We start from the raw sequence: 10,883 nt of genomic DNA, 5'->3' as shown, positions 1-10,883 counted from the left end.
ACTAAAACTTTTTGCATAATTAATCTACAAATCGATACTTAATTAAAGACCACAAAGCCGGGAGGCCATCTTTCCAGCTAATTTTCTTGCCTTCGTTGCTTTCCCGACCGGCGTAAGATATCGGCACCTCGTATATCCGCACCCCGGTTTTGAGTATTTTAGCAGTTATCTCCGGTTCAAAGTCAAATCGATTAGCGCGAAGTTTTATATTTTGCAGTAATTCACGTGGAATGACCTTATAGCAAGTTTCCATATCCGAAAGCGTGGTGTCGTAGAGAACATTAGTTAAAAACGTCAGAAATTTATTCCCCAGCCAATGCTTATAATTCATATTCCGGTGTTCCCCGGTAAACCGACTTCCGTAAACCACTGTGGCTTTACCGTCATTAATCGGTTTTAGAAGTTTATGATAATCTTCTGGATCGTACTCAAGGTCAGCGTCCTGAACAATCACGTAATCCCCGGTTGCTGCCACAAATCCAGTCTTCAGCGCCGCTCCCTTGCCTTGATTCTTCTCATGCAAAATAACTTTCAATGACAAATCGGCCTCACTTAATTTTCCCAATAGTTCCCGACTGCCGTCTTTACTACCGTCATCAATCAAAATAATTTCTTTATCGATGCCTTCAACAGCTTTAACTCTCTTTAGCAACTCTTCCAAAGTCGCCACCTCGTTATAAACCGGGATTATGATCGATAAAAGCATTGATTAATTCTAGCATAGCGCATCATCTTTAGTGTAAACTAATAGCCATAACTCGCTTAAGTCATTGGGTAAAACAACATAAACTGAGGAAGTTTCTAATTATTTTGGGGGTGGTACTACTTGCCTATTTAGTCGTACCGCCGACTTTTAAGTTTCCGGTCGACGACGACTGGGTTTACATTCAAAGTGTTCAGAAGTTTTTAAGTGGTAATTTTAGAGTTTCCGAATATGCCAGGGCCAGTACTTTCTTCCAAACAATACTTGGTTTTATTTACTCTAGTATAGTCGGGTTCTCTATTCCTAAGATCCATTTTCTAGTCGCGATATTTTCCATCATCGGTGTTGTAGTCGCTTATTGGCACTTACGTGTTAATTACAAAATAAACTCTGCCTACTTGCCACTTATACTATTTTTAAACCCCTTATTTTTCTTTCTGTCGTACTCTTTTGGAACAGACGTACTCTTCACAGTTCTTCTAATTCTTAGCATTGCTTTCTACGAGTATGGTCTTAAAAGTGATAAATTACGTTTCTTAATTCTGGGGTCAATTGTGGCCGCCTGTTCAATTTGTGTCCGTCAAATCGGGGCAGCCCTCCCAGCCGCCGCCCTAATTTACTATCTTTACCTACTAAGAACAAAAGAGCAGACTCTAAAAATCTCAAAAATGCTTGCAATAACAATCCCAGCAGGACTAGGACTCATCGCATATTTTGCTTGGTTTCATTTCGTGCAACCACCTACAATTGTCCAACAAATGCAGTCTAGTCATCTTTCTTTCAACATTTTGACGGCACTCGATCGCTGGACTCAAACGTTAATGTACTTAGGTTTGTTACTACCACCCGTTACTATTCTCATTTTTAAGCCAACCAAAAGATCTATTCTTAAATTCGTAATTGGAGCAGTTGTCGCCGTTTTTATTGCCGGTGTTTATTGGCTGAAATTTGGGAAGTTAATGTTTTATACCCCAGCATTATTAACAATTAATGGCTTCGCACCTAATTCTATTGACGGCACCAAAATGTTTCTTTTTCCACACCCACTACAGCTAGGAGTTATTGCCACAACGTTGTCGGTGATCGGAGTCGCTTTATTTGTGGCGAATTTTAAAAAGCGGCTTGATCTTGAGCAAATAGTAGCCTTAATTCTGGTCGCCTTTTTCCCATTCATGATGGTCCATTGTGATAGGTACTATTTGCCAGTGGTCTCACTTTTAACCCTGAGTTTCGGAAAATATTTCGTTCTTAATAGTAATTTTTCTAAAATCTGCGCAGCCTTTGTAATTGCGTTTTTCGTTGGATTGAATTTAATCTGGATTTATGAGTTTAAACAGTGGAATGAAGCGCGCTGGCAACTCGGTCAAAACTTGCTCCGACAGAAAGTAAACATAAACGAAATTGACGGTGGTTATGAATGGGATGCCTGGAATTTGGCTGAAAAACATATCGGACAAGATTTAGACACAAGACTTGGCTATGACTATTTTCCAAAAAACCCGCGGTACGTTATCTCTTTTCGCTCATGGCTTACCGATTCACACCTGCATCTGAGTGAAGAAAAATATTGCCTGCTATTTAATATAAAATGCGATCAGTTGTATTTGATTGATACTAGTGTAAATACTTACCCAACGAATACGTAACTATGAAATTATTATCGGTGATAATACCTGTGTATAACGAAGAAGGCACCGTTGGCGAAGTTATCGAGCGAGTGCGAATGGTCCCAATACCCAAAGAGATTATTGCCGTTGAAAACGGGTCTACAGACAGTACTTTGGAAATCCTTAAGCACCAAGCAACCCTAACAGGGAACGTTTTAAAAGTTGTCGTCTCCCCAATTAAAGGAAAGGGCGCGGCCATCCGCTACGGCCTTGCACAAGTAACTGGAGATGTAGTTATTATTCAAGACGCCGACTTAGAACTCGATCCAGAGGAATATTACAAACTCCTAGCCCCTATAGAATCTGGCCAAACACATGTGGTGTACGGATCGCGTTTCATGAATAAAGTTGAGAATTTACCATTTCGAAGTATCCTTGCCAATCGAATATTAACCACCGCCGTTAATATTCTTTACGGATCACGTATTACGGATGAAGCCACCGCGTATAAAGTTTTTAAATCTGACCTTATAAAGAGTCTAAACCTAAAATGTAATCGCTTCGAATTTTGTCCGGAAGTGACCGCGAAAGTTCTAAAGAGGGGCTACAAAATAATTGAAGTTCCTATTAGTTACCACCCAAGAGACAGTTCAGAAGGCAAAAAAGTTAAGGCGTGGGACGGTGTTGAAGCCCTCTGGACACTGATTAAATATAGATTTGTAGGTTAAATTTAGCCCTATCAATATGTCTAAAGAACAAAGATTTAAAATATTATCGGCGGTTATTTTTATTGGTCTTGTGTCTTTAGGAATTTATCTGAGAATAGCTTTTATTTCTCATGGGCTTCCTAAACTCGACAATTTTGAAAACCCGGACGAGATTGATTTCTTTGGACCATCACTAAATCTGGTTTTTAATTTATCAAAATTAACTGGCGCTGGCGGTTTTCTTAGTTTTATTAATACCGATTATTTTTACGGCCATCCCCAAGGATATACGAATTTACTTTTTGTCTTAGTTACTATCTTTAAAGAAGTATGGCAAATTGGCCATAAATTGTTACCAAGTTTATTGAACGATATCCACACCTGGACAAGACCGGATTTTTTTAATCTGGCAAGGGTATTCACCGCTCTAATCACAGCATTAGTACCTATTGTTTTATTTAAATTCGGCCGAAAATATTTTGATAATACCGTAGCTTGGATTTCTTTGATACTGAGTGTCTTCTGCTACTACTTAATTTTTTATGCCCATACCATCTCCCCTTACAACGTTAGCGCGCTTTTCAATTTATTTTTTATGTACTGTTTTTTTAGACTTTATGAAAAAAACTCAATCAAAAATATTGTTCTAGTCGGAATATCTTTTGGAATCGCGCTTGCCATGAATTCCGGAGCTCTCATTCTCGCGTTACCGTTACTAATTATTTTTGGGGCATTAATTTTTCGTAAAGAAGCAACTGTCACTACTACCATACGAAACATAGCTTTGATTGGAATACTAACAGGATTTACTTTTGTAATTTTATCACCAGCCACCATTATCTATTTTCAAAAAACAATTATGGCCCTTAAAGGTATTTCCGACACGATGAGATCAGGTTGTGTTTCCGATGTTAGAGGCTTTGGACCGTGGCAATACTTTTTTGGAAATGGCATTAGTATTGAAACCTTGCCGCTTTTAAACCCATCTTCATTTAAGGAGGCTTTGGGGTGGCCGGGATCTATCCTGCTAGCTGCAGCAACTATCTGGGGACTGCTGTATAAAAACCGAAAGATTAGATTACTATGTTTATCGTTCGTGTTAGGAGTAATTTTTTACAGCGGTACTAATTCGATGGCACTACGTCGCCTGCTGCCATTTATGCCACTAATGATCCCGGTTATCGCTGCTCTAGTAGTAGAAATTTATAAATTAGCTGCTAAAAAATCACGGGTGCTAAGGATCTTTTGCTGCAGTAGTTTATTAATTATACTTATCGCTCCCAGCGGGATTAATACATACATTTTCCTAAACGCCAGTCAGCAGATCGACACGCGGGAGGAAGCAGCGAATTGGATTGTTGGTAACTTATCTGGGAATGATCTAATTTTTAATGCTACCAGCTACGCCTCACCACCTCTTTATAAATATGGACTAAACAATGTCGTAGAGATAGGGTATCCGCATTGTGGAAGCACTTATGCCCCGCTTAATAAATCTCTAGCTCCAATTCTGCAAACAGTGTTTTGCCAAGCTGATACTTTAGAGTACCCTCGGAGATACTTAGTCGTTAACAGTTCTATAGCGTCCGCGATAATCAGCCAAGAGTCTGAAAAGTATTATCCAGATTTCTATAAATCTTGGGTTAATTACTTTGCGTCAGTATCTAAATGGAAACTAGTAAAAGTATTTGACCCTAAAGTCTCATCACCAAAAATCGGTCCGTTGATAAAAATTTATGAGATACCTCTGGATTTGAATTGTGAAGAATACTTAAAAAGCGTCGCCACCGCTTCCCAACCATCTTTTAAGTAGCTAATCTTTTTTCCGTCTTTGGCATCCCGTGGATTAAAAGAGACTGGGACTTCGATAATTTTGATGCCCCTTTTTAAAACCTTCGCTGTCACTTCTGGACAAAATTCGAAGCGCTTACATTCCAAAGGAATCTGTTTTAAAACTTCTGTTTTAAAAAGTTTGTAGCACGTCGACTCATCAGTGATCATCTGACCGTATAAAAGCCACACAAAAAACGATAATAATTTGCTGGCTAAATAATTCTTTAGAACTGACATTGTCAAAGGCTTTCCAAGGAAACGACTGCCGTAAACTACTGTGACATTTTTAGACTCCGCAGTTGCAAGCATTTTTACGAAATCAAAGGGATCATATTCGAGATCAGCGTCTTGGACTACAACATAGTCCCCACTTACATGTTTAAAAGCCTCGATTAAAGCCGTTCCCTTCCCGCCATTTGATTTATTAAATACCGAAATATGATGATTATCTGCATACTCAGCCAGAATCTGTGGGGTCCTGTCGGTGCTACCATCGTTGACCACAATAATTTCTTTATCAAGTGGCACCGCGGTGACTTTGTCTAAAAGTTCTCTAATAGTCGCCTGCTCGTTATAAACAGGAATACAAATCGATAATTTACTCATAATTACACTTTGCAGATGTCACTATACAAAACAGGATACTGTTTATTTTTTAGCAAGCCAAGCCGCTGGGTAATTATGTCCAAAGTATCGGCGATAGTGACATTAACTCGCTGACTACATGCTAGTTTTGACAAGTTTAGTGCGTCACCCCGATTAAACTCGTTGGTGTTTATAACATAGGCAATATTGTTTTGGTGAAGCCACTCAGTCTGTTTGGTAACGTCCATTGGCGTCGACGGATTGTAATAAACACCCTTGTTGCCTAAATACCAAGCTGAAACACCAGTCTCATCTGAGAAAGCGATATTTCCCGGAAGCCCTGCAGCCTTTAAAGACACGTCATATATTGTAGAGTAAACAAGTCTCTGGTTTGCAACGACCACAAAAGACCCGATCAGACATGATAAAATTAGTCCTGTCAAAAATAGTTTTTTAGAGTTTCGCCACATTGCAATTATTCCTAAAATCGACAGCCCAATGATCAAGACCTCACCCAACCTCGACAAAACTAAAAAATACATTCGGAATTTTAATTGCAAGACTACAAACATTATTAAAAGAAGTGAGGATGACAAAATCAATATTTTTCGATTAGTCCTAAAATCAATATCACTCAAAGCTTTAGTAGCAAAGATGTAGGCAACAGGAATTACTGATAGCATGATTCGCGGTAATGATGGCGTCCACACGAAAAAGAGAGCGACCTCGATCGCTACAAAAATCCACAAAGGGCTCGTCGCCGCAGCATGAATGACAGACACCAGACGCTTACGCCAACTAATGATACTTGGAACGATTAGACTTAAGAGAATTGGATAACCTAAAAAGAACAGGGTATAAGTGATAAAGTAACCCAAGCGATTTAGATCAAAATTAAACGTTCCTAGTTCAGAAACATACGCGTTACTCGTTCCGCCGTGCAATATCAATTTTGTCAAGACGAACCAAGGGGCGACTAAAACAAACCACACACTAAATGTTTTAAATATATTTGACCATTGCCGCTTTAGTAGAAAGACCAAGCCAAAAGATCCAGACAGTAAAAACCCTTCGTAACGGGTCAGCGCTCCTAAAGCGAGAACTAAGCCAAGGAAATACGGCCACCAACTACGATTCGACCGAATACCTTTGAAATAAACTATAAATGCCAGCAGAACTAATGAAACGAAAGTCGTCTCCGCCATAATTCGAAGGCTCCAATAAAAAAAGATCGGATTAATAGCCAGGAGAACTACGGCGAGTGTAATGACGGAATTTTTAACTTTTGGAAATAAAGTTCTAAAAAGAATAGCTGTTAGAAATAGATTAACTATGGTCATGCCAATTGCAAAGATTCGACCCCACAAAACAGGCTCAAGAACTAGAATACCGGGTGACAGTAGCAGTGAAAAAAATGGTAAGCGTTTTTCATCAAGCGGATAAGTGAGATTAAGTAAATATTTTGCGGCGCGTAGAATTCTAAAAGAGTCACCCCATTCAGTGACATTAATATTTATTATTGCGATTCGAAAGATCGTCAAAACTACTAGAAAGACAATCAAAACTTTGTAGTTTTTCCAAAGATTAGTGAGCCATGCTTTCATATATTACCTGCAGACGAGCTGCTAGAACTGACCAATCAAATCTGGTTTTTATGGCTGTAACGTCGACCGCTGGTAAGTTCATTAGTGTTTCGCCAATACTCGCGGCCAAGGCGACTTCGTCACTAAATTCTTTAATGCTCATGCCTCCAACTGGTGGCTCAACTTTAAATCCGGAAGCGAGAACCGGAAGGCCACAGGCTAGGCTCTCGAGGACTACTTTCGGAAAACCCTCATAGCTGGAAGGAATTACAAACAAAGTTGAAGACCGAAAATACTGAGGAGTTTCGGAATTCTGCAAGTACCCTAAAAATTTAACGCGCTTTTCAAGTTTTAAATCAACAACAATTTGATGGAGGTTTGGTTCAGTATCCGGGCCAATAAGCGCCAAATTAATATTACTTGGAAGAAGCGCCAAAGATTTTATTAAAACGTCAACTCTCTTTCGAGACTTTAAGGATCCTTGATAAAGTAAAGTCTTCCCTGAGGGAAAGACAGCAGTTTTTTGTCCACTTGGATTAAATAACTCGCAATCGACACCATTTTCTAACACGATAACCTTCGCCGGATCCGCGCCATATAGATTCTTGGCCTCCTCGGCTGTTTCGCTGGAGACAAAAACTAATTTATCGGCCACCCTTGTTCCCAGCCAATCAGAAAGTTTATGAAGTGGCCACTCCACGTATCTCGTAAAAAACGGGACACTTTTGTGAGTGTTTAGTTCCCGACCGGCAGCGGTATTGTGAAAATGAAGTACATACGGAGTCTTGTCTAACCAACCAAAGAAATATTTATAGACATTCAGCCAAAGATTTACGTGACCGTGACCATGAATTACCTCCGGTTTCCAGGTTAGCTTCTGATAAAAATAGGCAAAAGGGACCAGCACCGCCGTTGTAAAAAACGGACCGACTAGTGGTAAAGTCCTGGGGAGACGGGTAACTTTAACACCTGGGAGCGACGCAGCTTCCCGCTTTTTAAACAGTAACGAACCACCACCACAAATCACATGGATTTCATTTCCCAAAGCTGACTGAGCTTTAGTAAAAGCAAAAGGGGCCGGAGCGAGTCCATCCCACGGCGGCGGCCAATCATAAATTATTCTTAGGATCCGCATATAAATTTTATAACCTTTATATAGTTTATAATCATTATTTCCAATGAAAACTCGGCTTCGGCAATTTGGCGTGACGCCTGCCCCAGCGTATGACGTAATTCTGGATCCTTTGCGAGTTTAACCAATGTTTCCGAAAGCACGGAAGCGTCACCAGATTTTAACAGAAAGCCATTAACTCCGTCTCTGACTATCTCTTTGATACCTCCCATATCCGAAGCGACCAGCGGAAGACCAGAGGCCGCTGCTTCCACTAAAGTCATAGGTAGCCCCTCGTGACGCAAAGTCGGTAGTACAAAAACTGAAGCCGAAGCGAGAATCCGAGGCACGTCTTTGTAGTCAACTGCACCCAGGATAGTGATTGAATCTGAAGCCTGCAGTTTAAAAGGGCCGCTACCAACAATAGTTAAAGTTGCCGTCGGCTCTTTTTCAAGGACGTTCTTAAAAGCCATGAGTAGTAATTCTAACCCTTTTTCTTTCTCCAGACGCCCTAAATACAAAAAATTAACTGGCACTTTAGTTTCATCAGCGATAATATATTTATAAATATCAATCCCATTAGAAATTACGGTTATGTGATCGTTTCTTAACGGGAACTCCTGAGTCAAAGCTTTTTTAACTGCTTGAGAAACGGCGATGATATGGTCAGCACTTAATAAATACTTCCTATCGAGTCCAGAGTAAGTTTTCAATCCAAACGCCACTGCCTTAAAAGCAAAATAAATATCTTTAAAAGATTTGGTTTTTCTAAGTACGGTTTTGACCTCGCCCCAAATAGTACCATGCGCGACGACTATTGTTTTAACATGAAGTCGCTCTTTATTTTTAATAATTTCTGCCCCAGCTGCACTTTGGGAAATAACAATATCAAATGGTTTGACGGCATGAAGTGATTCAAAAGCGGCTAAACTCTTTTGCCACCACGCTTCGTCGTACTTCCCAGGTGTTGTCCTAGGTACGAATATGTATCCAGAAACTGACAATTCTGAAGCCGGTGCGAAGACAATGACGTCATGACCAGCCTCACGCAAACCCTGAACCAAGTTCTCATTTTGCGTTTCTAGTCCCCCGTATTTTCCGTGATAAATTGTGTTCTTAATAAAAATCGCGATTCTCATATAACTCTTTTATAAACTCGAACTAGTGGTGCCGAAAATAGCGACCAATTGGGAGTAGCCATCCCATACACTACTTTATAGTTCTTTAAGTCTACTAGATTCTTAGGATTTCCATACCAATCGTAATAAGTATTAGTCAATATATAATCGTCATGTCCTAAAGGATCGTAACCGTTATGAATTGCTAAATCATCCCTAAACTTAATTAAAGTGTGAGCCGGTGTAAAAAGCGTTCGAACCACGGCACCACGAGGCGCATTCTGATTAATATATCTTACCGCGGCTAGTCCTCCTTCTCCCCACCAACTGATAACAAAGGATCGATTTTCATAAGCCGCTTTCGGGCCGCCGGAAGCCAAGTTGTAGTAGTCGAGATAGTAAGGATAAAACAAAACAACCGGATATAACAAGCCAACCATCGCAATCACAGCGACCATAATTTTATAAATCGATTTTTTGACGGCGTCTAACAGTTTTATTAAAGCTACTCCAGACATCAAGGCTAGCGCTGGCATAAAATAAACGGCGTAACGAATGCCGTTTTGCTTAAAAGCCACGAACGAAGCCAGGAATGGCGTCAGAAACCAAGCGAGTAGTAGGAAATATTTCCAACTTCTAATTCCAACCTCTAACTTCCAACTCGCCAACTTCCTAATCAGTGTGTATATAAAAATACCAAATAAAACTAACATTACTTCGGGTGTCGTTACTAGGAAATAGACAATGTAGTAATACCAACCAGGCTGGCCTAAACTTCCCAAAAAATACTCACCGGTATGCCCACCAGAGGAATGTTGAAAAGTTTTAATAATGTTAAATGGTGTGATCCACAACCACGGCCACAATGCAAAAAATAGACCTAAGAAAATAATCGGAGACAATAAAACCGGCCATGGGATTTCTTTAAACTTAAGTTTTAGCAGTTGCTGACGATAGAAGAAAACAATAATGACAGCGTAAAGGGCCACAAAAAAAGTGCCATTGAAACGAGTTGCGAAGGATAACGTCAAGGCGATGACGGTGGCCAGATGCCAACGCCAATTATTTGATTTCAAAGCTTTAATAAGGCAATAAATAAAGAAAGTCGTGAAAAAGATGAAGATAGACTCCAGTGATGCAATTGAAGTGTACGCAATGAAATGAGGAAGAACGCTTAGGATTAACGACGACGCTAGTCCAATCTTGCGATTAAACAAAGTTGACCCTATCAAAAAGACTAAAACAACCGTAAGCCCACCAAAGATCGCTGACACAACCCTAGGTAATGTGTATTCTTTATCGCTATGATACTCACTATCCAAAGCTTTGATAAACGGAATCTTTTTTGTAACTTGTCGACTTAATCCATAAATATACTTCGCCACCGGCGGATGTTCGTAATTTTGTTCCCAGGAGCTCACGCTAAAATCAAGATTTTTAAAGGCTGAGTAATAAGTTTCGCCGTAGTAAACCACCGCGTATTCGTCCCACGTCTCCCCAACCGATCGTAAAACTGGAATCCTGATAGCTACCGTTAACACAAACAAACCAACAAGTAGTAAGGATAACGGCCATTTCGACGTTTTAAGCTTCGGCACGTGACCATTCTAACAACTTCTTGGTCAGAGTGACAACG

Annotated in this window: 9 protein-coding genes; 3 read left to right on the top strand and 6 right to left on the bottom strand. The window is 40.0% G+C overall.

Going from position 1 to position 10,883, the window contains the following annotated elements; genetic code table 11:
- Positions 1-19: 19 nt before the first annotated feature.
- On the bottom strand, positions 20-706 hold the full coding sequence (locus tag NT141_03305) for a glycosyltransferase family 2 protein (protein MCX6784072.1): 687 nt from the start codon (positions 704-706) through the stop codon (positions 20-22).
- A gap of 110 nt (positions 707-816) precedes the next feature.
- On the opposite strand from NT141_03305, the gene NT141_03300 reads away from it, so the two are divergent.
- The 3 genes from NT141_03300 to NT141_03290 are packed head-to-tail and all read left to right on the top strand — an operon-like array spanning position 817 to position 4,830.
- Positions 817-2,349 (top strand): glycosyltransferase family 39 protein, encoded by a 1,533-nt coding sequence (locus NT141_03300; protein MCX6784071.1) that lies wholly within the window; start codon positions 817-819, stop codon positions 2,347-2,349.
- Between the two features lie 2 nt (positions 2,350-2,351).
- Entirely contained in the window at positions 2,352-3,038 is a 687-nt protein-coding gene (locus NT141_03295; protein MCX6784070.1) for a glycosyltransferase family 2 protein, read from the top strand.
- Positions 3,039-3,054: 16 nt separating this feature from the next.
- Entirely contained in the window at positions 3,055-4,830 is a 1,776-nt protein-coding gene (locus NT141_03290; GenBank protein MCX6784069.1) for a glycosyltransferase family 39 protein, read from the top strand.
- Here NT141_03290 and NT141_03285 read toward each other — a convergent pair.
- From NT141_03285 to NT141_03265, 5 genes are read right to left on the bottom strand one after another with little or no spacing between them, the layout of a single operon-like run.
- Positions 4,752-5,456 (bottom strand): glycosyltransferase family 2 protein, encoded by a 705-nt coding sequence (locus NT141_03285; GenBank protein ID MCX6784068.1) that lies wholly within the window; start codon positions 5,454-5,456, stop codon positions 4,752-4,754. The two genes, NT141_03290 and NT141_03285, sit on opposite strands and share 79 nt — an antisense overlap.
- A gap of 2 nt (positions 5,457-5,458) precedes the next feature.
- Complete coding sequence (locus tag NT141_03280; GenBank protein MCX6784067.1) at positions 5,459-7,039, bottom strand: glycosyltransferase family 39 protein; 1,581 nt, start codon at positions 7,037-7,039, stop codon at positions 5,459-5,461.
- Entirely contained in the window at positions 7,020-8,153 is a 1,134-nt protein-coding gene (locus NT141_03275) for a glycosyltransferase family 4 protein (protein MCX6784066.1), read from the bottom strand. Before NT141_03275 ends, NT141_03280 begins: the two co-directional genes overlap by 20 nt.
- The gene (locus NT141_03270) at positions 8,141-9,268 is read right to left on the bottom strand and encodes a glycosyltransferase family 4 protein (protein MCX6784065.1); all 1,128 of its coding nucleotides are present in this window, start codon (positions 9,266-9,268) and stop codon (positions 8,141-8,143) included. Before NT141_03270 ends, NT141_03275 begins: the two co-directional genes overlap by 13 nt.
- On the bottom strand, positions 9,265-10,845 hold the full coding sequence (locus tag NT141_03265; GenBank protein MCX6784064.1) for a glycosyltransferase family 39 protein: 1,581 nt from the start codon (positions 10,843-10,845) through the stop codon (positions 9,265-9,267). The genes NT141_03270 and NT141_03265 overlap by 4 nt, the downstream gene beginning before the upstream one ends.
- Positions 10,846-10,883: the final 38 nt, after the last annotated feature.

This window comes from candidate division WWE3 bacterium, from assembly GCA_026396615.1.
GTDB lineage: Bacteria > Patescibacteriota > WWE3 > JAPLWK01 > JAPLWK01 > JAPLWK01.
The sequence above is the reverse complement of the archived record's forward strand: the minus strand, read 5'-3'. Positions and strand labels throughout refer to the sequence as shown.

Coding starts and splice junctions, on each gene's coding strand:
- NT141_03305 (MCX6784072.1), bottom strand. CDS start 706: ATGCTTTTATCGATCATAATCCCGGTTTATAACGAGGTGGCGACTTTG.
- NT141_03295 (MCX6784070.1), top strand. CDS start 2,352: ATGAAATTATTATCGGTGATAATACCTGTGTATAACGAAGAAGGCACC.
- NT141_03290 (MCX6784069.1), top strand. CDS start 3,055: ATGTCTAAAGAACAAAGATTTAAAATATTATCGGCGGTTATTTTTATT.
- NT141_03285 (MCX6784068.1), bottom strand. CDS start 5,456: ATGAGTAAATTATCGATTTGTATTCCTGTTTATAACGAGCAGGCGACT.
- NT141_03280 (MCX6784067.1), bottom strand. CDS start 7,039: ATGAAAGCATGGCTCACTAATCTTTGGAAAAACTACAAAGTTTTGATT.
- NT141_03275 (MCX6784066.1), bottom strand. CDS start 8,153: ATGCGGATCCTAAGAATAATTTATGATTGGCCGCCGCCGTGGGATGGA.
- NT141_03270 (MCX6784065.1), bottom strand. CDS start 9,268: ATGAGAATCGCGATTTTTATTAAGAACACAATTTATCACGGAAAATAC.